Raw genomic sequence first — 21,147 nt, 5'->3', positions numbered from 1 at the left:
GTAACATAAAGCAGCAGAAAGCTTCAGCATCAACTTAAAAAACAGGTGTTCTGTTGATATAGCTGAATGGGATTAATCTGAAAGAGATTAAACAATTAACCCTACCTTTGCAATTCGCTTTTGCCGTACGTATTAAGAGACAGGAGCATAGCATAATTCACATCACCATGAAGTTTGAAGATTACCGCATTTCCGACGAAATAAAGAAAAGCTTAAGCAAGCTGGGTTTTATAAAACCAACTGATATCCAATATAAAGCTATACCACCCATACTGAAAGGGGAGGATGTATTGGCTATTGCACAGACAGGTACAGGTAAGACAGCAGCTTTCGCTATTCCGATATTGGACATGTTGCAGTTCCGTAAGAACCGGAAGCGTGAAGATGGCATTAAATGCGTAGTAATGGTTCCGACGCGTGAATTGGCATTGCAGATAACTGAGGTCTTTGAGCAGATCGGTCGCCACACCCGTGTAAAGACCTTCTGTGTATTTGGTGGTGTAGAGCAGGGCCCACAAATTGCCAAGTTAGAAGATGGTATTGATATACTGGTAGCTACGCCGGGACGTCTTTTTGACCTGGTAAGCCAGGGCTACATTCAACTGCATCGTGTAGAGGTGCTGGTGCTGGATGAGGCTGACCACATGCTGGACCTGGGCTTTATACATGATATCAGGCAGTTGATTGCTAAACTTCCGCGCCAGCGCCAGACGCTGTTCTTTTCAGCTACCATAAATGAGACGATCAAGGACCTTGCTTACTCGCTTGTTAATAAGCCCGTTCGCATACAGATATCGCCAAAAGACCCGGTTTCGAAGAACGTAGATCACTCCGTAATGTATATAGACATGGATGATAAACGTTTCTTTCTGGAGCGTATCGTAAAGGAGCACCTAGACCAGAAGATACTGGCCTTTGTGCGCACTCAGGTGCGAGCCGAGCGGGTAGTAAAGGCTATGGAGCGGGTAGGCATACAAGCTTTGAGTATTCATGGAGGTAAAGAGCAGAAGGATCGGACCGATGTGATGCGTAAGTTCAAGAAAGGAGAAGTGAAGCTGTTGATTGCGACGGATGTGAGCGCACGTGGTATTGATATACCGAATGTAGAGTATGTGGTGAACTATGACCTGCCGGAGCAACCTGAGAATTATGTGCACCGTGTAGGCCGCACAGGCCGTGGCACTGAAAAAGGTGTTGCCGTATCGTTTTGCAGCCCTGAAGAGAAATCAATCCTGGACGAGATACAAACTTACCTGACCAAAGACATAAAAGTTCTGGAAGTGGACAAAGAAGACTACGAAGCTACTATTGACTTCAGTGCCGATGCCAAGTATGACTGGAGAGCACTGATAAAAGAGGCAGAAGAGTCAGAAGGAATGGCCCGTAAGAAGAAGAAAAAGAAAAAGTAAAGCGCCATAATTTACAGAGACACGTGTGCTTAGTGTCTTTTCAGTTTTCTGCTAGTATTAAGATTTAAAGAACGCTGAAATGTGGCAGTGCAGCAGGCTTTATTTATGCAGAGGTAAACAGAATATGCTTTTATCCGTTCATCAAAACTTATCTGTTTATCATGAAAAAATACGTGTTGCTGCTTAGCATGCTGCTGTGCCTGCTTATGATGGAATCGTTTAAAATACATCAAAATACAACTGCCGAATTGGTTTTGGACGCTAAAGCAAGATTAGGCGAAGGCGCTATCTGGCACCCGACTGAAAAGAAGCTGTATTGGCTAGATATAGAAGCAGCTGCGCTGCACATTTATGACCCTGCTACTAAAGAAGATATCCAATTTTCAACAGGTGAGAAGGCTGGTACAATTGTACCTATACAAGGAGGTGGTGTTTTGCTAGCCATGCAAAACAGCATCCGTAAAATGGACACCAGTACAGGAGACGTTACACTTGTTACACAGCCCTTAAATGATTCCATGGTACGCTTTAACGATGGTAAAGCTGATCCGGCTGGCAGGTTTTGGGTTGGCACCATGGCCCACGACATTAAAGAGGGTGCTGCAGCTCTATATCGGATGGATAAAGATAAAGGCTTTCACCAGGTACTGGATAAGGTCACTATCTCGAATGGTATTGTGTGGTCGGCAGATAAGAAAACAATGTATTATGTCGATACGCCTACCTTAACTGTGCAAGCATTTGATTATGATGATAAAACAGGGGACCTTAGTAATGGGAGAGTAGTAGTTCGTGTGCCAGAGTCTTTAAATGGTTCTCCTGATGGTATGACCATAGATGCTGAAGGTAAGCTTTGGGTTGCACTATGGGGAGCCGCAGCTGTTATACGTTGTGATCCTGCCACTGGAGAAATTCTGCAGCGTATAGAGGTACCTGCTTTACAAGCTACCTCTGTTGCTTTTGGTGGAGAGAACCTGGATATTCTTTACATTACCACTGTCCGGGAATGGCTAACACCAGAGCAACTAGAAAAATATCCTTTAAGCGGAGGCCTTTTTGCCGTTAAACCTGGCGTACGTGGTGTGCCAGCAGAGTTATATAGAGGGGAGTTATAGATGTATCAAAGGTTTTGATTGGAAAACTTATGTGTACCATCTAAAATGTTATCAAACCGCTGCAAGTAAAGCCTTGCTTCCTTCACTTGTGACGGCTTGTTGCTTTTTCTACAGTTACCTTATGGCTTTTTGCCTTACCTTCTCCTGCATCTTTTCTATCCAGAAAATAAGGAACAGTGCTATCAGGTTAACCCCAATGAACTTTTGACCTGTATCGGCACCTAAGTCGAACTGAAAAGAAGAGAGAGCTATACGGAATTTAAAAGTCCAGGAGCCGATCATATCGAAGCCAAGCCCAATTCGGAGGCCGGATACATACTGGAAGCCGTAAGCTCCGAACGTGAAATAGACAACCTGTAGCACCTGGTTAATAATAGAAAGCATAAGGCCACGCTGTACATTTCGGAACAGCATTCTACCGCAAAGGATAGAAAACACATATAGTCCTGCTGCAAACAGAGAAATGCGTAAGACCTGTTGTGTTAAGATACTTTCTCCGCGGAACATTACCCAAATAGTGATTCCGATACCTAAAAGGCCGCCTATAATCTGGTAAATAGCCAGTACCTTAATCTGTTTTTTTATCTGTGTATCCAATGTGAAATAAAATCAATTGCATGAAAACTATACCTGCTACCTGCTGGCATAGCTGTAATTACATGTTTACTGTGGGCAAAGGTAAGGAAAAACCTTATGTCAGCTGTTTTTCATGTAATTTGATAAAAAATGTAAAGCCACATCGTGCTTCTGAATAATATCGGAGTAGAAAAGAGGGCTAATAAAGTAACTAAATGTTATAAACAGCCTGTACAAAGCCATTGCTGTACTGCTTGCTTTCCAATTGCTTCAGTTTTAGCTTTTGCTCTTTAGTGCCTTTGGTGAAAATTGGAATGCCCTCTCCAAGAACAATGGGAATATAGGTTAGAATAATTTTGTCGAGTAGTCCTGTGTTTAGTACAAGTGTATTCAATTGTCCGCCGCCAATTAACCAGATATCTTTGCCAGGTTGCTGCTTTAACTGCTTTATAAATTCAGCTGCATCATTGTTTATAAACTCTACATCTTCTGTGTTCTGCTTAAGCGATCTGGAGAAAACAAAGTTTTTCGTGTCTAGGTAAGGAAAAGGAGCGTCGAAGCTTAATATTTCTTTGTAGGTGCTATGCCCCATCAGCGTTGTGTCAATGGTTTTCATAAAGGCGCTGTAGCCAAAGTCCTCGTCTGGTATTGTATATTTTTCATCATGAAGCCAATCGATGTTCCCATTGGACCGAGCGATGTAACCGTCTAAGCTGGCGGCAATATAAAGTACGATTTTTCTCATAGTGTGATACAAGTGCTGGTGAAAAAGCTTAAGCTTAAAGCCGCATCTGATGAAGCTGTGACAGTTATTGTAGTTATGCGTCTTTTGATGAAGCTTATCGGGATTCAGATGGCAGAGGTTACAGCCGTTGAGAAAGTTTACACAGTTAAATGAGAATCAGAAGCTGATAAATTGTGCCCATTAGGCACAAAAGGCTAGAACCAACTTCTTTAAATTTAGGTGAGAAAGTATCAACAAAAGAGCCGCAGCCAGTCTAACAACTTTGTTCTTTACAGATAAAGAGCCTCTTTTACTCCAATACCGGTTTTATTGTATAACCTTGCTTGCGCAATAATTCTAGCAATCCGTTTTGACCAGCTAAATGGCCGGTACCAACTGCAAAAAAGGTGGGCCTGCTCTTTACTTCTCGTTCTATAACAGGTATCCAGCGCTTGTTTCGGCTTGTCAGGAAAGCTTCTTCATACGCTTTATACTCTTCTGCTGTAAAGTCTTTCCTGGAAACCTCAAACAAGCCCTGCACATCCTTATTTAGATAGAGCGCTACCATTTCCCGATAGTCTGCTTTGGCTTTATCCATTTCCCGAACAGTTTCCATGAGCATGTTTACCTGTATCTGCACTGGTATTTGTTCCATAGCGGCTATCTGTTCTTTTACTGTTTCAACTCCAATTATTTCTTTACCCTGAGCATGTGCCATTTCCATTAATTGCTGCTCCAGCATCACCGTCTGGCAATCTGTTAGCTGCGATAACAACATGGAGTACAATGTCAGTGGCTTCAGCATATCTACCTGCTGCAATGGGATGCCTAAGTTACTGGCAAAGTATTCTGACAGAGTTTTATACTCTTCTTCTGTAAAAAAGCTTTTTAAACTGCCGCCGTTTTGTAAGATCAGGCTTTGCTGCATCTCTGTCATGAAACTGGGCGCATCCATGTCTACTTCTAAAGAAAGCTGCTCTGTTTGCTGTAGTCGTGCTTTTACAGCTTCGGGCATTGTGAATTCATCCTGACAAATGGCATGTATGGTGCCGAATATGTAGGATGGCTGTTTTAATCCTTTACCCGAAATCTCCCATAACAATGCTTTTTCGTTATTATTTGCTCCGGCTTTGATTGTGGCAAAACTGGTTAGCAAAAACAGCAACAGAAGGAGTGACTTCAGGTACAGTGTGTGAAATCTTTGCATTTGCTTTTTAAAGGATTATGCTTAAGTTCTTGTAACTATGCAATTTAACTATAAATTTGCGGCCTGCAACACTAAGTTCATTGGGGCTTAGTAAACACATGCTGTATTATGGAAGATCTATACTTGTCAGAAATATTTATTTATCCCATCAAATCCTTAGGCGGAATTAGTGTGCAACAGGCAGAGGTGGAAGAAAGAGGCTTGCGCTATGACCGGCGCTGGATGCTAGTAGACAAAGAGGGCAACTTCCTGACACAGCGGCAGCACTCCCAGATGGCGCTCCTGCAGGTGACTTTGCAGGAGGATGGCTTATCTGTTACACACAAGCAAGGTCTGCTCGAACCAATTTTTGTTCCTTGTAACGAACATACTGATAAAGAGGTGGCTGTTACAATATGGGACGATGTATGTACGGCATTGGAAGTAAGCAATGAGATCAGTAAGTGGTTTTCTGATGCATTGCAAATGCCCGCAAGATTAGTGCTCATGCCCACTACTACACAGCGCCTCGTTGATCAAAAGTACGCACAGCAAGGCGAGATTGTAAGCTTTGCTGATGGCTATCCGTTTCTCATGATTGGACAGGCTTCCTTAGAAGACTTGAACAGCCGTTTAAAAGAACCTGTGCCTATGAATAGGTTCCGGCCTAATTTTGTTTTTCGTGGAGGTACGGCTTTCACCGAAGATACCTTTGTTGATTTTACCATTAGTGCAATTGCTTTCAGAGTGGCAAAACCTTGTGCCCGTTGCGTAGTTACTACCATCAACCAGAATACAGGAGAGAAGGCTGCCGAACCTTTAAAAACATTGTCCTCTTACCGTCGGGTAAATAACAAAGTGATGTTCGGGCAAAACCTGGTGCATGCTGGTGCTGGTGTTGTTAAGGTTGGAGATAAACTGGCAGTGCAAAGCTGGAAATAAGTTTAGTAACAGTATCTGTATGATGATTTTGTAATAAGAGAAAGCACAGTTACAACTGCTAGGCAATATGGATGTTTCATAAGCTGACAATGAAGCTTAATTCTATTGTATTGCTTAATTAACTTACAACTGTTTGTTATATAACATAAGTTGTAAGTTAATAACTGCTTATCTAATAATGCTATAATCAGTTATTGATAAAGGTCTACTGGCAAAATTGTGAAGGAAACATAAATGAACTTCATGTAAAGTTGGTATAAGAAGCAGTTTATAGAAGAAGTAGTTTGATATCATGCTTGCGCAATCTTGCCTATAAAGTAGCCATTGCTTTTATTCTCATCACATATTTGCGCCTTTAAATGCAATGGAACAGCCTTGTTTTAAAGTAATAAAAATAGGATTAAAATAGCAGGTACATTTAAAGTCACTTGTAAAGTGTTTAAACATTATTGTTGTAGATTTTGATATGACTGCCTTTAAATGCAGGGGTAAAAGTAAATTTTTATTAAAAAAAAGAAACATACGGGTCTTTCTTGGTATGGGTTTCCATATAAAACATGAATTGGATGAAATTTTACTAACTTTTAGTTTAGTTTATTTTGCATTTGTGTTATTGTGCCTATATTTGAGAATTCAACTAATCTAAATTTACACAATTCAACCAAAACAAAGTCGTATATGAAGAAGAGTTTACTACTCAGTTTCATCTTTGTGCTCGCGCTTGTCGTACAAACTTGGGCGCAAAGTAAAACAGTTACCGGAAGGGTAACTGATCAAGAAACTGGCCAGGGATTACCTGGAGTATCTGTCTTAGTAAAAGGAACCTCAGTTGGTACTGCTACTAGTACCGATGGAACTTACGCTATTAATGTTCCAAGTAACGGGAACACTTTAGTTTTTCGTTTTATTGGTTATGCAACTGTTGAGCGCTCTATAGGGAATGCTAGTACAGTAAATGTGGCCTTAGGAATTGACTCAAAGCAGCTAAGTGAAGTTGTAGTAACTGCTCAGGGTATTGAAAGAGATGTTCGTTCGTTGGGTTACTCTACTCAGAGCGTTCAAGGTGAAGCTGTTTCTCAGCGTTCAGAACCTAATGTGCTAAATGCTCTACAAGGTAAAGTGTCAGGTGTTAACATAACAAGTTCTTCTGGCGCTCCTGGTGCATCAACAAATATCAACATTCGTGGTATTACTTCTTTCAATGGTAGTAACCAGCCACTGATTGTGGTAGATGGTATCATTTTTAGTAATGATGTTGATAACTCACAAAATACTCTTTTTGGTTCTCAACCATCAGGTCGTATTTCAGATATCAACCCTGAAAGTATTGAATCCATTAACGTATTGAAAGGCCCGGCAGCATCAGTATTGTACGGATCTAGAGCATCAGCTGGTGTGATTGTGATTACTACTAAGAGCGGCAAAGGACTGAAAGGTAAAACAGAAGTTACTTTTAACTCTTCTGTTAACTGGCAGAAAGCTGCTTACTTGCCCGAGTTCCAGAATGAGTATGGACAAGGAACTCAAAATAACTATGTTAATAACACTACTTCTTCCTGGGGGCCAAGATTTGGTACAGAAGGATATGAAACTGTTACCACATCCTGGGGAGAAACTGTTCCTTATCAAGCTTATCCTGATAACATAAAAGATTTCTATCAAACAGGAAGAATCTTGCAGAATTCATTGAACATTGCAGGAGGAGATCAGGATAATAATTTTGCTGCAGCTATTTCAAGTACCCTACAAGATGGTATAGTGCGTGAAAGTGATTTTAACCGTCACAATGTTCAGGTAGGTGGTAACTCTAAGCTGAAAAATGGTATAAAACTTGGAGGTACAATTACGTATGTGAAAACCTCTCAGCGCAATACTACTATGGGTAACGGTGGTAGTGCCTTTGGTCAAATTACCCGTATTCCTAGAAGCTATGATTTAATGGGGATGCCGTACAAAGATGAATCTGGTAATAGTATTTACTTCCTACCAGGTCAGAACCATCCGCTTTGGAGCTTGGAAAACGAGTTTTTCGAGAGTAATGTAGACCGTGTTTTCGGTAACCTATCAATAGGTTATGATATTACTGACTGGTTGAATGTAAGCTATCGTGTAACAGCTGATACTTACACAGACAATAGAAGACAAGTATTGAGAATTGGCGCTGCAAGAGCTCCTCAAGGTCAAATAGATCAGGATATGCGCTTCAGATCTGAACTAAATGGAGATTTACTTATTCGTGCTAATAAAAATGATATCTTTACAGAGGGCCTGAATGCTAGTTTATTATTAGGTCAGAACATAAATCAGCGGACTTCAAGACAATCAGGAGTTGTAGCAGAAGCATTAACTATTCCTGGCTTTGATAACGTTAGTAACGGATCCGTATTCACTGGTTCTTACGAGTCGAATACGCAAAGACGTTTAGTTGGGCATTATGGCCAACTTTCTTTAGATTATAAATCGTATTTGTTCCTAGAACTTTCTGGCCGTGTTGATCAATCTTCAACGTTGCCTGCGAACGAAAATGCTTATTTTTATCCTTCTGTTGCATTAAGTTTTGTTCCTACAGAAGCATTTAACTTCCAGTCTGACATTCTTTCATATGCAAAAGTAAGAGGTAACATTGCACGAGTAGGTCGTGATGCAGATCCATACTTGTTACAATCAGTTTTCACAACTGCCGGGTTTGGTAATAACGTAGCCAGTATCAGTTTTCCTCTATCTGTCGGTGGAACAAGTATTCCAGGTTTCCAAATTGGTAGTCGTATAGGTTCAATGAATCTTAAGCCTGAGTTTGTTACTTCTTATGAGGGAGGCGTAAACCTTGGCTTTTTTAACAACCGTCTAGGAATTGACTTTACATACTTTAATACAAAAAGCACCAATCAAATTTTCAACGTAGCAGTATCTAACTCTTCTGGATATGACACTAGAACAACAAACGTTGGAGAGATGCAGAATAAAGGTATTGAGCTTCAATTGTCTGGTACTCCTATTAAAACAGGTGACTTTACATGGGATGTACTCGTAAACTTTACCCGAATCCGTAACAAAGTTATAGAAATTGCACCTGATGTAGAAAACTCTACTATTACCGGTAATTCATTTATTGGAATTGCTCCATCAATAGCGGTGGGCCAGCCTTATGGTGTAATTATTGGTACAGCAAATGCCAGAAATGAAGCAGGAGAATTGTTAATTAATCCAAGTACAGGTGGATTTATGCCAGGAGTTGCAGGAGAAGTAATTGCTAATCCACAAAAAGATTGGATTGCTGGTATTACTAATACATTTAATTATAAAGGACTTGCTTTATCTGCTCTGTTTGACATCAACAAGGGTGGCCAGCTTTATTCTTTCTCTCAAGTGGATATGCGTTCTGGCGGGCAGGTTGAAATGACAGGCGTAGATCGTGATCAACCACGCATTTTACCAGGAGTGATTGCAAACGGAGATGGAACATACAGACCTAATAATATTCAGGTTTCAGCTCAAACTTATTGGTCAGGTTTAGGAGGCTTAGCTTCTGAGGCTGCAGTATTTGATGCAACTGCTTATAGATTAAGAGAGGTTTCTTTGGCATATTCTTTACCAAAAGCTATGCTTAATAGAACTCCTTTCGGTGGTGTTACTGTTAGTGTAAGCGGAAGAAACTTGTTCTTATATGCTCCAGGCTTTCCTGGCGATCCTGAAATCAATACGCAAGGAGCCGGTAATATCCAAGGTTTAGACCTAAATGGTGTGCCAGCTACTAAGAATTATGGTGTCAACCTTCGTGTGACTTTTTAATTAAGCTAAATATGAAATTTTCAAAAATAAAGAAGAATATTGTTTTTGGGGTAACTATTGCTCTTTCAACAGCATTAACATCTTGCTCTGATTATTTAGATATCAATGCAACTCCAAATAACCCAACTGAAGTTCCTCCTTCTACTCTATTACCGACAGGATTAGCAGGGTCAGCATTTGCCAACGCAAATGATCTTAATAGGTTTGCAAGTGTAATCATGAGCGTAACAGCTGGAGCTGCAGGTAGCCCTGCATCATGGGATAGGTACAATACTGATGGAGCTGATTTTGGAAATCAGTGGAGATTTGAGATTTATGGCGGCGCATTGGTAAATTATGATCAATTAATTTCTGTAGCGGAGGAAATTAATGCGTACTCATACGTTGGTATCGCTAAAATCATGAAAGCTTATACCTTTACTCTTGCAACAGATGTGTGGGGTGATGTACCATATTCAGAGGCGTTGCAAGGTGATGAGAATACTCAACCACGTTTAGATGAGCAAAGAGATATCTATTTGGGCAATAGCGAAAAAGGTATTCAAAGCTTATTCGACTTAGTTAGAGAAGGCCTTGCAGATTTAGATAGAGCTAGTGCTGTCAACCCAGGTAATGATGATTTAGTTTATGGTGGTGACATTTCGGATTGGAAGAGAGCTGGTAACACTTTGCTATTAAAACTAGCTACTCAGATAAGTGTTGTGGAGCCAGAGGTTGCCAGAAGTGTTATAGAGGAAGTAGTGCAAGGAGGAAGCTATATTGTGAACAATGACCAAAATTTATCTGTTAAGTTTGGTGGTCAAGTTGGTAGTCAAAGCCCAATTTATACTTATACTTATAACTCATCATTCTCAACAGATCAGTTAATTAGTACCCGTTTTGTCTCTTTGTTACAAAGCCTGAATGATCCTCGTTTACCACAATTCGTGACAAAGCCTACAGGTGAGTATGTTACCATTGATAATGGGTTCGCAGGTACTGCTCCTAAAGCAGCCGATAGATCAATGTTTAGTACTTATGTAACAGGTGAAAATGGTGTTGGTCCGGTACGTTTGATTACAAACTGGCAGCGTGCCTTTATGTTAGCAGAAGCAGCTGTGCGTTTAGGAACTACAGGCGATCCACAAACTTTATATGCAGAGGGGATTCGTGCTTCTATGAAATCAGCTGGGATTGCTGATGCCGATATAGATATTTACTTCACGAATAATCCTAATGTAGTTACATTGACTGGGTCTGATGAAAATAAAATACAGCAGATTATAACTCAGAAATATATCTCTATGTACGGAAATGGATTAGAGCAATGGAATGACTGGAGAAGGACAGGGTATCCCACCTTAGCTCCTCATCAAAATGCAGTTGGAATTGATGGAACGAGACCAGTTCGTGCACAATATATTAATCAGGAAGTTGCTAGAAATCCTAACTTTCCTAACAACATATATCCCAATGTTCCTGTCTGGTGGGATGTTGATTAAGTTATAATCTTATAATTAAAAGAAATGAAAAATATCATATTATTATTTAGTCTTTTATTTACTGTAGCTCTTACATCTTGTGAAAAGGATGAATATACTGAGTTTTATAGTGATAACAGACCTGAAATTCCAGTGACATTTCCTGGAACGACGACTTATGGTTTTAATCCATATATAACCCATTCTATTTCTGGTGGAGGAAATATAGAATTTACACTTGCTATTCCAGAAAATAGTGGAAGAACTATCAAAGAAATCACCAAAATTGTGGCTGGCTCTACAAGCATCAATGCTGGTACTGTTACAAGTGCTGATGTAGCTGATAAAACTGGTAAAGTTGCAGTTGTTAGTTATAATAATGCTACTCCTATTCCAGTAAATAGTACTACTGCAACATTTACAACTACATTAGAGGAGTTTAAATCTAAAACAGAAGAAGCTGCTAAAACTGATGATAATAAATTAGTTAAAGACGGTGGCGAGATTGCTTTTATGTTTTTGATTACTTTAGATAATGATCAAACAATTATTCCTGTACAAGTAAGAGTAAGATTGACAGAATAATGTTTAAAGTCTATTAACGTTATTACTATTAAAAGTCCTTGCCGGTCCTTCCGGCAAGGACTTTTTCTATTATGTAAAAGTCACAAAAGTAGCATCAAAAGAAGGTGACCATTATTAAACAAAATTGCTCTTGTAGTGTAGAAGATTTTGGAAAGTTTGTACTTTTAATTAGATGCATTGCTTATGTTTTTAATATTGTTATAACCTTATATTTCAGATGAAAAAAAGTAAAGCATACATATCTTTAATTGGCGCGGCCTGCTTCCTCTCCGGTGCCTTTATCTCTAAAATAGCCGATAATAAAATAACAGTGCCCGTGCTGCAGGAGGCGCAGAAGCTAATAGGAATAAACTTCACTAATGCTCAGTTAGACTCTGCTACTTCCGAAATGGAAGATGTCAGAGAAGGCTATGAGCGTATTCGTAAAGTACCATTGCCAAACAATGTAGCGCCAGCATTAGTGTTCAATCCAATTCCGGTAGGTTATAGTTTTGAGCAAGAAAGAACTCCTTTTGAGGTGGCACGTCCGGCAAAGGTTAAATTGCCTAAGAATCGTGATGAACTGGCATTTTACTCCATTCCGCAACTAGCGGAGCTTATTCGTACAAAACAGATTTCATCAGAAGAGCTGACAACATTTTACCTGAACCGCCTGAAAGAATATGCTCCTACGTTGGAATGTGTGACAACCTTAACAGAAGAGCTGGCGATGCAACAGGCACGGCAAGCAGACAAGGAGATAAAAGCAGGGAAGTATAAAGGTATGCTGCACGGTATACCCTTTGGTGTAAAAGACCTGCTATCCACCCGAAAGTACAAAACTACTTGGGGAGCTATGCCCTATAAAGATCAGGTAATAGATGAGGATGCTACAGTAGTGCAGCGTTTGCAGGATGCCGGAGGTGTGTTGGTCGCTAAAACAACGCTTGGTGCTTTGGCTATGGGCGATGTATGGTACGGTGGTAAAACGCGCTCCCCTTGGGACATCAATAAGGGATCCAGCGGTTCATCTGCAGGGTCTGCTTCTGCAGTAGCAGCAGGCTTGTTGCCTTATGCTATTGGTACAGAAACATTAGGCTCTATTGTGTCTCCGTCTACAGCTTGCGGTACAACAGGGCTAAGGCCAACATTTGGTAGAGTAAGTCGTTATGGTGCGATGGCGTTGAGCTGGTCTATGGATAAAATAGGTCCGATTGCACGTTCTGCTGAGGATTGTGCTATTGTATTCAATGCCATTTATGGACCTGACGGCAAAGACTTGTCTCTGTACGATGCGCCATTTAACTACAACCAGAACATCAATCCAAAGAAATTACGGGTTGGTTATCTGAAAAACGATTTTGCAAGGGATTATGGTTTTAAAGAAAATGATCAGGCTACACTTGATGCCTTACAAAAGGCAGGTATAGAGATGGTGCCTGTTGAACTGCCTGATCTGCCTGTGCGTGATTTAACCTTAACTATATCTGTAGAAGGAGCGGCAGCTTTTGATGAGCTAACCCGCAGTGGACGAGACACCCTGCTGGTGCAGCAGCATAAAAATGCTTGGCCAAACACGTTTAGAGCAGCAAGGTTTGTGCCTGCCGTAGAATATCTGCAAGCGCAGCGTGTAAGATCACTGTTAGTACAGCAAATGCAGGAAAAGCTGAAAGATGTAGATGTATATATTAGCCCTTCGTTTGCCAGCGACAACCTGGTGGTAACAAATCTTACCGGGCATCCTTGTGTGGTTGTGCCAAATGGATTTCAGAAAAATGGCATGCCGACAACCATAACTTTTATGGGTAAACTTTTTGGAGAGGCACAACTGATAGCTTTTGCAAAGTTTTACCAGGATCTGACAAACCACGAGGAACAGCATCCATCACTGGATTTTTCTGTAAAAAAATAAGCTTAAGTAATAACATGAGAGTAAAGGCAGCCACAACTACTAGAGAGTTGGCTGCCTTTATCTTTTTGATTAATTTGGAAGCTGAACTAGTGACTACCTAATCTACAAAACCTAAAATAATGTTATTCAAGAAAAGAGCTGTAGCACTCATGGGTTGGCTAATGCTTTGCAGCAGTGCACTGCAGGCGCAGGACCAAAAGATGGTGCTTAGCGTTGAGAAAATCATGCGCGATCCGAAATGGATTGGCACCTCACCCAGCAATGTCTTCTGGTCTGAAGACGGCAAAAAGATTTACTTTAACTGGAACCAGGATGGAAACCGCAGTGACTCCCTTTATAGTGTGTCAGCAGGCGGTAAGAACATCCAAAAAGTAAGTGCGCTGGAACGCCGTAATCTGCCATCACCTTATGGCCGCTACAACAAAAAAGAAACCCAAAAAGTGTATGAAAAGAACGGCGATATCTTCTTACTTGATATTAAGTCAGGCAGAACACAACAGATAACCAACACGGTTGAGCGTGAAAGTAGTCCTTCTTTCAGCTTTGATGAGCAGGAAGTGGTTTTCCTGAAAGACAACAATATGTTTGCCTGGAGCGTCAGTAACGGACAGACAACACAGCTTACAGATTTCAGGAAAGGTAAAAAGTCAGCGGAAGGTGATACTAAAAGCCTGCAGAAAAAATGGCTGGAAGAGCAACAACTGGCATTGCTGGAAATAGTGCGTGAGCGTGAGACAGAGGAGAAGGCACAGAAAAAGCAGCAGAAAGCGGGTGCACCTGCACGACCAAAGGAAATTTATACAGGTGATAAATCTGTAAGCAATGTTGTACTAAGTCCGGATGAGCGTTTTGTGACGTATTATTTAGTTGAGCGTCCTAAAAGTGCGAAAATTGCTGTTGTGCCTGAGTTTGTTACGGCCTCTGGATATACAGAAGACATTGATACACGCACAAAAGTAGGAGATGAGCAGGCATCGTATGAGTTCTTTGTGTATGACACAAAGCACGACACGACCTATGCTGTCTCAATGAAAGATGTAGAAGGTATATATGACCAGCCAGCTTATCTGCAGGAAACAAAAGCTGAGACTAGTACAGCCAATGGAACAACAAGTAAGGCTGCTAAAAAGACAGCGCGTGCCACAACAATTTTTGGGCCTTACTGGTCAGACAATGGTAAAAGTGCAGTTGTAGTGGCGCGCTCTGCTGATAATAAAGACCGTTGGATCATGAGGCTGGAGCCTGCAACAGGCAAGCTAACGGTATTAGACCGTCAGCATGATGACGCCTGGATAAATGGACCTGGTATAGCTTATGGTGCCGGTAGCGTTGGCTGGATGCCAGACAATGAGCATGTGTGGTTCCAATCAGAAGAAAGTGGCTATTCGCACCTGTATGCAGTAAACATTAACAGCGGAAAGAAAAAAGCCCTGACAAGCGGCAAGTTTGAAGTTTCTGATGTACGTATGTCTGACGACAAGAAGAACTGGTATTTTACAGCCAACAAAGTACACCCAGGGGAGCAGCACTTTTACCGTATGCCGTTGCAGGGCGGAGAAATGGTGCAGCTAACCTCAATGACTGGCGCCCATGAAGTACAGTTGTCTCCTGATGAGAAAAAGCTGGCTATCCGTTACTCTTACAGTAATAAACCTTGGGAGCTTTTTGTGATGGATAATAAGAGGGACGCGAAGCCTGTACAAGTTACGCATTCTCTTACAGAAGAATTTAAGTCTTATGACTGGCGAGACCCAGAGGTAATTTCTTTCAATGCCAAAGATGGGCAGGAGGTGTATGCTCGGCTTTATCGCCCTGAAAATGCACAGGCCAATGGGCCGGCTGTTATTTTTGTGCATGGTGCGGGGTATTTGCAGAATGCACATAAATGGTGGAGCAGTTATTTCAGGGAGTACATGTTTCATAATTTTTTAGTAGATAATGGTTACACGGTGCTGGATGTAGACTACAGAGGAAGCGCAGGTTACGGACGTGATGTTCGTACTGGAATCTATCGATTCATGGGCGGTAAGGATTTAAGCGACCAGGTAGATGGAGCCCGGCTGCTGGTGGATAAATACCAGGTTGACCCGAAGCGTATAGGCATTTATGGTGGCTCTTACGGGGGCTTTATAACTTTAATGGCCATGTTTACAGAACCAGATATATTTGCTGCAGGAGCTGCCTTGCGTTCTGTTACAGATTGGGCACACTATAACCATGGCTACACGTCTAACATTTTAAACACACCACAAACCGATAGCCTGGCCTATGCTAAAAGTTCACCTATTTATTATGCTGATGGTTTAAAAGGCGCTCTTTTAATGTGCCATGGCATGGTGGATACAAACGTACACTTCCAGGATATAGTAAGACTGTCGCAGCGCCTGATTGAATTAGGGAAAGACAACTGGGAATTAGCCGTATACCCGGTAGAGAATCATGGTTTTGAGCAGCCATCCAGCTGGACGGATGAGTACAAGCGAATCTTTAAACTTTTTGAGGAAAATCTAAAGGAGTAGGTTAAAGCAAAAGAGGCTCTCATAAAGGAGCCTCTTTTGCTTTGCTGTTCTTCTGGAAAATTTAAAATTTGTATGTGATCGCCATGCCATTGTACATACCCGTACTGGCGGGCGTAAGTGAAACCTTAGAGCTTCGTTTATGCAGCTCAGGTACCAGAATACCGATAGAAGCACCAATAGCATAACCAACAAGGTTATCGCTCAGGAAGTGCTTGCCGGCTCTCATGCGCAGGTAGCCAACAGTAACAGGTACAGCGGCTGCTGCAGCCCATATAAAGGGCTCAGCTGGTGAGCCTGGATTAAAATCATGAAACACCTTTGCCAGAAAGAAAGTGGCAGTAGCTGTGGCAGCTGTGTGTCCACCATAAAAAGAGTTTCTGGCGTACTTGTGTAGTCGTACATCCAGAGGCGCATCCACGGCATATACATTGGGCCTTTTACGGTTTGTGAGGCCGGCTGTTAAGCTATAAATTCCTCCGGCGATAGACATTGCCTCTGCATAAAGTAAATACACCTGTGGAGCATCTTGTTTGATCTTATCATCAAATAGGAGCAGCATTGGTGTTACAAAAGAGCCATAAAAAAAGACATCGCTAACTTGTTCTGCCTTTGAACTGTGATTACCTGCCGAAAAGCGATCAAACCAGACTACATCATTTTTGCTCAGGCCTACCAGGTCCTCCTCCGTTAGCTTTTCCTTGTTTGTAAGTATACTACTACCCACTGCAGCGGCGCTTATACCTGCTACTGTAATGGCTCCATCGCGAAGCCAACTGGTTTTATAGGACGAAACTGGGGCCTGGCACCAGCCTGCTTGCTGCAAAAAGCAGGAAAGTAAGAGCCAGCATGTCAGTATCTTCTTCATTGTATTTAGAAGCTGTAGGTAAACATAGCACCGTTGTAGTTTCGGGAAGACACTGGCACAATACTTAAGTTGGTCTTATTTGATTTCTTGTGCAATTGAGGTACCAGAATACCAGTACCGGCACCTACTATATAACCTAGAATAACATCGCTGAGGAAGTGCTTACCTGCTTTAACCCTTAAATAACTAACGGCTGCAGGTACTGTCGCTGCCGCTGCCCAAACATAAGGTCTCGCAGGTGAGTCTGGATTGAAATCGTTGAAGATTTTAGCTGCAAAGAAAGTGGCGGCTGCTGTTGCAGAGTTGTGTCCGCCATAAAAAGCATTCTTGGTGTTACTTCTCATCTTTTCTGATAACTCAATATCAGGGCTATAAGCGTTCGGACGAACACGCTCTACATGGCCGTTGGCATTAGTCCAGAGAGCTCCGGTAATAGCCATTGTTTCCAGATATAAAAAACCAATTTGGGCCGCATTCCCACGCACCTCATCATCTAACAACAGCAGAAAGGGGGCTGCAAAAGAACCATAAAAAGGAAAATCGCTTATTTTTTCGGCAGATTCGGAATCGTAGCCAGCAGAGAATCTGTCAAACTTATTAATATCGTTTCTGTCAAGCTCCAGTACCTCTTGTTCCGTCAGGCCCTCTTTGTCTTGCATCTTTTTCATGCCGTAAAAGCTAAGGCCCATACCAGCAACAGTTACTGGAATATCAACTTTAGGATTAATTTTATAAGGTGAGTTGTCCTGACAATAAGCTCGCCCGCTTAAAAAGGTTAATAGAGTGATTAGAGCTATAATTTGTTTCATAAATTCTGTTAAGGAAATAATATAATTTAATGTTTATGAAACGCGGCCATGTTTAAAAAGTTTTGTACTAAAACTGTACTGCATTTTCTTGTTGAATTAATTCCAGTAAAAGTATTTAATGTGCAACAAAGAAATGTTTTAACCATAAGTATTATGGGAGAAGTGATTTAAACTACAATTTAGGTTTCTGTTTTACATAATGTTTTAAGTTGTGATGGAATTCTTTTAGTTTTGTAGCCGCTGCCAAAATGTGTAGCTGGTTTATACTTTGTACCTAAACCTTTATTAAATGCCATATTTATTTACTTCTGAGTCTGTATCAGAAGGACATCCAGATAAAGTTGCAGACCAGATTTCTGATGCGCTGCTTGATGAATTCTTAAAGCAGGACCCACAGTCTAAAGTAGCTTGTGAAACGTTAGTAACCACTGGCTTAGTGGTGTTAAGTGGCGAGGTGAAAACCGAAGCCTATGTAGATGTGCAAAAAGTTGCACGAGATGTGATCAAGCGCATAGGCTATACCAAATCAGAGTATAAATTTGATGCGGATGCCTGTGGTGTTATCTCGGCTATACATGAGCAGTCAAGCGACATTAACCAGGGAGTGGAGCGTGCTAATCCGGAAGATCAGGGGGCAGGTGACCAGGGAATGATGTTTGGCTATGCCACCAACGAGACCGACAACTACATGCCATTAGCACTTAGCATTTCTCACCTGCTGTTGCAGGAGCTGGCTGCTGTTCGCAAAGAAGGTAAAGAGATGACTTACCTGCGCCCTGATGCAAAGTCGCAGGTAACTATTCGCTACAACGATAACCATGTGCCGGAGAAAATTGACACTGTTGTAATCTCTACACAGCACGATGAGTTCATAATGCCTGAAAGCGATACCAATGAAGCCAAGGATGAAGCAGAGAAGAAAATGGTGCAGCAAATATCAGAAGATGTTGCTAACATTTTAATTCCGCGTGTGCTAAAGCAGTTGCCGGAGCGTATACAGAAGCTGTTTAATGATGATATCGTTTATCACATTAACCCAACAGGTAAGTTTGTAATTGGTGGCCCACACGGTGATACTGGCTTAACAGGCCGTAAAATTATTGTGGATACATATGGTGGTAAAGGTGCACACGGTGGAGGGGCTTTCTCTGGTAAAGATTCTTCTAAAGTAGATCGTTCAGCAGCTTATGCAGCACGCCATATTGCTAAAAACCTGGTAGCTGCAGGAGTGGCCGACCAGGCGCTAGTACAGGTAGCTTATGCTATTGGGGTGGCTAAACCTGTAGGTCTGTATGTTACTACTTATGGCTCTACTAATGTTAAATCTACTGACGGAAACACAATGAGCGATGGAGAAATTGCGGAAAAAGTAGCAAAGCTGTTCGATATGCGCCCGTATGCCATTGTACAGCGTTATGGTTTACAGAACCCTATTTTCTCTGAAACAGCTGCCTATGGTCATATGGGTAGAACACCGGGTATAAAGCAAGTAGAGATATCTAGAAATGGCCAGAAAGAGGTAAAAGAATTCGAGACGTTTACCTGGGAAAAACTAGACTATGTTGATAAAATAAAAGCTGAATTTAACCTGTAGTAATATTCAGATAATAAGCTTTTCTATTTTATACTAAAAAGAGAATGGCCTGCTAAAACTTAGCAGGCCATTCTCTTTTTAGTATGTTATAAAGTTTTAGTGCGCCGATTGTTTTTCTTTGTGCTTTTTTAGTTGGCGTCGCATTGCCTCCACTGCAGCATCAGCAGCAGCTTCAAAAGATGGGGCATCTGCTTGAGAGAAAAGGGTAGTACCTGGTACAAACAGCCTGATTTCAACTGTTCTTGTGTCAGTACCCTCGGTATTGTTAGGTTTAAGAAAGACTTCTCCGTCTAATATGTTGTCGTAGAACGTATCTAGTTTATTTACTTTCTGTGTTATAAAATCAGTAAGCTCCTTACTAGCCTCATAGTGAACTGAATTCATCTGTAGCTTCATAGTCGTTACATTTAATGGTTAAAGTTATGCTTTTGGATGAGCTTTCTCGAAAATCGACTTAAGCTTATCAATAGAATTGTGTGTATAAACCTGCGTTGCCGCTAAGCTGGCGTGTCCCAGCAAATCTTTTATCGCATTAAGATCTGCCCCCTTATTAAGCAAGTGCGTAGCGAAAGAATGTCGTAACGTATGCGGGCTGCTATGTTCAGAGGTCGTGATCATGTTTATATACTTTTTTACAACGCGATAAACAAACTTCGGATAAAGCGGTCGCGCCTTATTGGTAACGAGCAGATTTCCTGAATTGTTATTGTCAAACTGGCTTTTCTTGTACTCCAGATAAGTTTCGATGCTATGGAGTAAAGAGTCGTTTAGGGGCACGATACGCTCTTTGTTTCCCTTGCCTAACACCCTTACAGTTTTTGCACGCAGTTCAATATCAGTGTGTTCTATGCCTGTAAGTTCTGCAAGTCTTATACCTGTGCCATACAAAAACTCCAGAATCAGGCGGTCGCGCTGACCCTCAAAATTTTCTTCGAATTCAAAGGTATCAAGTAGGTGGTTGAAAGGCTCTTCGTGTACAAAAGCAGGTAGCTTTTTAGTTGCCTTAGGTGCTTTTATGCGCAACATTGGGTTTGTCTGCACACGCTGCTGTGCCAGCAGAAACCTATAGTAAGAACGCAGACAGGCAATTTTACGATTAATGGACCGTGGTTTGATATTGTTCTGAACCAGTGTCAGTAACCAGGAACGGATAATAGTATGATCTGCTTCGGCAGGATCAGTAATTTGGTATACTTCATTCAGATACTGAGAAAATTGTCCCAGATCTGTATAGTAGGAGGTAAGAGTATGCGGGCTGTACCGCTTTTCGTACTGTAGGTACTTGAAAAATAAATCCATAACTTAGTGTACCTGATGAGTAGATCAGGTACACTAAGTTATGGAAAAATAAATATCTTTAGTAGAAAGACTAGTAGTTTTGCTCAGCAAACAGGTGTTGCTTGTATCTAGCTCTTTCTTTTTGCTTTCTTTTAGATACAGATGGTTTTTCGAAATAGGTTCTAGATCTTAATTCTTTCAGAACACCTGTTCTTTCGAATTTCTTCTTAAATCTCTTTAAAGCTCGGTCTACAGACTCGTTATCCTTTACGTTTACAATAATCATTTTTTCTCTCTTCTCTTAGAATTAGGGTTGCAAATTTACACAAGCTTTTACTTAAAAATCAATAGTTTGGGCAAAAAAATATAAAATCTGTTTGCTTAAGTACCCATGTATACACGAAT

At 41.2% G+C, this 21,147-nt stretch carries 18 protein-coding genes; 10 read left to right on the top strand and 8 right to left on the bottom strand.

Translation table 11 applies throughout. The annotated features are described in order from the left end of the window. Window positions 1-167: 167 nt before the first annotated feature. Both LN995_RS11510 and LN995_RS11505 read left to right on the top strand, forming a co-directional pair. Complete coding sequence (locus LN995_RS11510; RefSeq protein WP_229961220.1) at window positions 168-1,409, top strand: DEAD/DEAH box helicase; 1,242 nt, start codon at window positions 168-170, stop codon at window positions 1,407-1,409. 161 nt (window positions 1,410-1,570) lie between these two features. After that, window positions 1,571-2,524, top strand: coding sequence for an SMP-30/gluconolactonase/LRE family protein (locus LN995_RS11505; protein WP_229961219.1), 954 nt, complete (start codon window positions 1,571-1,573; stop codon window positions 2,522-2,524). A gap of 114 nt (window positions 2,525-2,638) precedes the next feature. On the opposite strand, the gene LN995_RS11500 is transcribed toward LN995_RS11505, so the two are convergent. Together LN995_RS11500 and LN995_RS11495 are read right to left on the bottom strand one after the other, a co-directional pair. Continuing rightward, a complete protein-coding gene (locus tag LN995_RS11500) occupies window positions 2,639-3,121 on the bottom strand; it encodes a hypothetical protein (RefSeq protein ID WP_229961218.1) in 483 nt (160 codons plus the stop codon). Between the two features lie 190 nt (window positions 3,122-3,311). Next, on the bottom strand, window positions 3,312-3,845 hold the full coding sequence (locus tag LN995_RS11495) for a dihydrofolate reductase family protein (RefSeq protein WP_229961217.1): 534 nt from the start codon (window positions 3,843-3,845) through the stop codon (window positions 3,312-3,314). A gap of 18 nt (window positions 3,846-3,863) precedes the next feature. Between LN995_RS11495 and LN995_RS21910 the strand changes: the two genes are divergently transcribed. Continuing rightward, on the top strand, window positions 3,864-3,998 hold the full coding sequence (locus tag LN995_RS21910) for a hypothetical protein (protein ID WP_262910470.1): 135 nt from the start codon (window positions 3,864-3,866) through the stop codon (window positions 3,996-3,998). A gap of 136 nt (window positions 3,999-4,134) precedes the next feature. Here LN995_RS21910 and LN995_RS11490 read toward each other — a convergent pair whose 3' ends face one another. Then, entirely contained in the window at window positions 4,135-5,031 is an 897-nt protein-coding gene (locus LN995_RS11490) for a TraB/GumN family protein (RefSeq protein WP_229961216.1), read from the bottom strand. Window positions 5,032-5,139: 108 nt separating this feature from the next. On the opposite strand from LN995_RS11490, the gene LN995_RS11485 reads away from it, so the two are divergent. From LN995_RS11485 to LN995_RS11460, 6 genes are all read left to right on the top strand, one after another. Continuing rightward, complete coding sequence (locus LN995_RS11485; RefSeq protein WP_229961215.1) at window positions 5,140-5,952, top strand: MOSC domain-containing protein; 813 nt, start codon at window positions 5,140-5,142, stop codon at window positions 5,950-5,952. 678 nt (window positions 5,953-6,630) lie between these two features. Further along, complete coding sequence (locus LN995_RS11480) at window positions 6,631-9,741, top strand: SusC/RagA family TonB-linked outer membrane protein (protein WP_229961340.1); 3,111 nt, start codon at window positions 6,631-6,633, stop codon at window positions 9,739-9,741. Between the two features lie 11 nt (window positions 9,742-9,752). Continuing rightward, window positions 9,753-11,222 carry a SusD/RagB family nutrient-binding outer membrane lipoprotein gene (locus tag LN995_RS11475; protein ID WP_229961214.1) on the top strand — a complete coding sequence of 490 codons (1,470 nt, stop codon included), beginning with the start codon at window positions 9,753-9,755 and terminating at the stop codon, window positions 11,220-11,222. A 24-nt stretch (window positions 11,223-11,246) separates the two neighbouring features. Beyond that, entirely contained in the window at window positions 11,247-11,786 is a 540-nt protein-coding gene (locus LN995_RS11470; RefSeq protein ID WP_229961213.1) for a hypothetical protein, read from the top strand. 217 nt (window positions 11,787-12,003) lie between these two features. Then, window positions 12,004-13,677, top strand: a complete 1,674-nt coding sequence (locus tag LN995_RS11465; RefSeq protein ID WP_229961212.1) for an amidase — start codon at window positions 12,004-12,006, stop codon at window positions 13,675-13,677. A gap of 119 nt (window positions 13,678-13,796) precedes the next feature. Beyond that, complete coding sequence (locus LN995_RS11460; protein ID WP_229961211.1) at window positions 13,797-16,196, top strand: prolyl oligopeptidase family serine peptidase; 2,400 nt, start codon at window positions 13,797-13,799, stop codon at window positions 16,194-16,196. A gap of 61 nt (window positions 16,197-16,257) precedes the next feature. Here the strand turns inward: LN995_RS11460 and LN995_RS11455 are convergent, their stop codons facing one another. Together LN995_RS11455 and LN995_RS11450 are read right to left on the bottom strand one after the other, a co-directional pair. Then, window positions 16,258-17,061 (bottom strand): phosphatase PAP2 family protein, encoded by an 804-nt coding sequence (locus tag LN995_RS11455; RefSeq protein ID WP_229961210.1) that lies wholly within the window; start codon window positions 17,059-17,061, stop codon window positions 16,258-16,260. A gap of 5 nt (window positions 17,062-17,066) precedes the next feature. After that, on the bottom strand, window positions 17,067-17,870 hold the full coding sequence (locus LN995_RS11450; RefSeq protein WP_229961209.1) for a phosphatase PAP2 family protein: 804 nt from the start codon (window positions 17,868-17,870) through the stop codon (window positions 17,067-17,069). A 289-nt stretch (window positions 17,871-18,159) separates the two neighbouring features. Here LN995_RS11450 and metK point away from each other — a divergent pair, with 289 nt between their 5' ends. Beyond that, entirely contained in the window at window positions 18,160-19,464 is a 1,305-nt protein-coding gene (gene metK / locus LN995_RS11445; protein ID WP_229961208.1) for a methionine adenosyltransferase, read from the top strand. Between the two features lie 96 nt (window positions 19,465-19,560). Here the strand turns inward: metK and hpf are convergent, their stop codons facing one another. The 3 genes from hpf to rpsU form a co-directional block, all read right to left on the bottom strand. Beyond that, the gene (gene hpf, locus LN995_RS11440; protein WP_229961207.1) at window positions 19,561-19,860 is read right to left on the bottom strand and encodes a ribosome hibernation-promoting factor, HPF/YfiA family; all 300 of its coding nucleotides are present in this window, start codon (window positions 19,858-19,860) and stop codon (window positions 19,561-19,563) included. A gap of 24 nt (window positions 19,861-19,884) precedes the next feature. Next, entirely contained in the window at window positions 19,885-20,763 is an 879-nt protein-coding gene (locus LN995_RS11435) for a tyrosine-type recombinase/integrase (RefSeq protein ID WP_229961206.1), read from the bottom strand. 70 nt (window positions 20,764-20,833) lie between these two features. Further along, window positions 20,834-21,028, bottom strand: a complete 195-nt coding sequence (gene rpsU, locus LN995_RS11430) for a 30S ribosomal protein S21 (protein WP_229961205.1) — start codon at window positions 21,026-21,028, stop codon at window positions 20,834-20,836. Between the last annotated feature and the right edge of the window lie 119 nt (window positions 21,029-21,147).

The sequence above is a fragment of the Pontibacter silvestris genome (assembly GCF_020907275.1).
Lineage (GTDB): Bacteria > Bacteroidota > Bacteroidia > Cytophagales > Hymenobacteraceae > Pontibacter > Pontibacter silvestris.
Note: the sequence above shows the minus strand (reverse complement) of the source record. Positions and strands in the feature narration are given on the sequence as shown.

Bases quoted from the DNA above. Each gene is read 5' to 3' on its own strand.
- LN995_RS11505 (WP_229961219.1), top strand. From the start codon at position 1,571: ATGAAAAAATACGTGTTGCTGCTTAGCATGCTGCTGTGCCTGCTTATG.
- LN995_RS11480 (WP_229961340.1), top strand. From the start codon at position 6,631: ATGAAGAAGAGTTTACTACTCAGTTTCATCTTTGTGCTCGCGCTTGTC.
- LN995_RS11455 (WP_229961210.1), bottom strand. From the start codon at position 17,061: ATGAAGAAGATACTGACATGCTGGCTCTTACTTTCCTGCTTTTTGCAG.
- metK (WP_229961208.1), top strand. From the start codon at position 18,160: ATGCCATATTTATTTACTTCTGAGTCTGTATCAGAAGGACATCCAGAT.
- LN995_RS11470 (WP_229961213.1), top strand. From the start codon at position 11,247: ATGAAAAATATCATATTATTATTTAGTCTTTTATTTACTGTAGCTCTT.
- hpf (WP_229961207.1), bottom strand. From the start codon at position 19,860: ATGAAGCTACAGATGAATTCAGTTCACTATGAGGCTAGTAAGGAGCTT.
- LN995_RS11465 (WP_229961212.1), top strand. From the start codon at position 12,004: ATGAAAAAAAGTAAAGCATACATATCTTTAATTGGCGCGGCCTGCTTC.
- LN995_RS11475 (WP_229961214.1), top strand. From the start codon at position 9,753: ATGAAATTTTCAAAAATAAAGAAGAATATTGTTTTTGGGGTAACTATT.
- LN995_RS11495 (WP_229961217.1), bottom strand. From the start codon at position 3,845: ATGAGAAAAATCGTACTTTATATTGCCGCCAGCTTAGACGGTTACATC.
- LN995_RS11450 (WP_229961209.1), bottom strand. From the start codon at position 17,870: ATGAAACAAATTATAGCTCTAATCACTCTATTAACCTTTTTAAGCGGG.
- LN995_RS11435 (WP_229961206.1), bottom strand. From the start codon at position 20,763: ATGGATTTATTTTTCAAGTACCTACAGTACGAAAAGCGGTACAGCCCG.
- LN995_RS11510 (WP_229961220.1), top strand. From the start codon at position 168: ATGAAGTTTGAAGATTACCGCATTTCCGACGAAATAAAGAAAAGCTTA.
- LN995_RS11490 (WP_229961216.1), bottom strand. From the start codon at position 5,031: ATGCAAAGATTTCACACACTGTACCTGAAGTCACTCCTTCTGTTGCTG.
- rpsU (WP_229961205.1), bottom strand. From the start codon at position 21,028: ATGATTATTGTAAACGTAAAGGATAACGAGTCTGTAGACCGAGCTTTA.
- LN995_RS11485 (WP_229961215.1), top strand. From the start codon at position 5,140: ATGGAAGATCTATACTTGTCAGAAATATTTATTTATCCCATCAAATCC.
- LN995_RS11460 (WP_229961211.1), top strand. From the start codon at position 13,797: ATGTTATTCAAGAAAAGAGCTGTAGCACTCATGGGTTGGCTAATGCTT.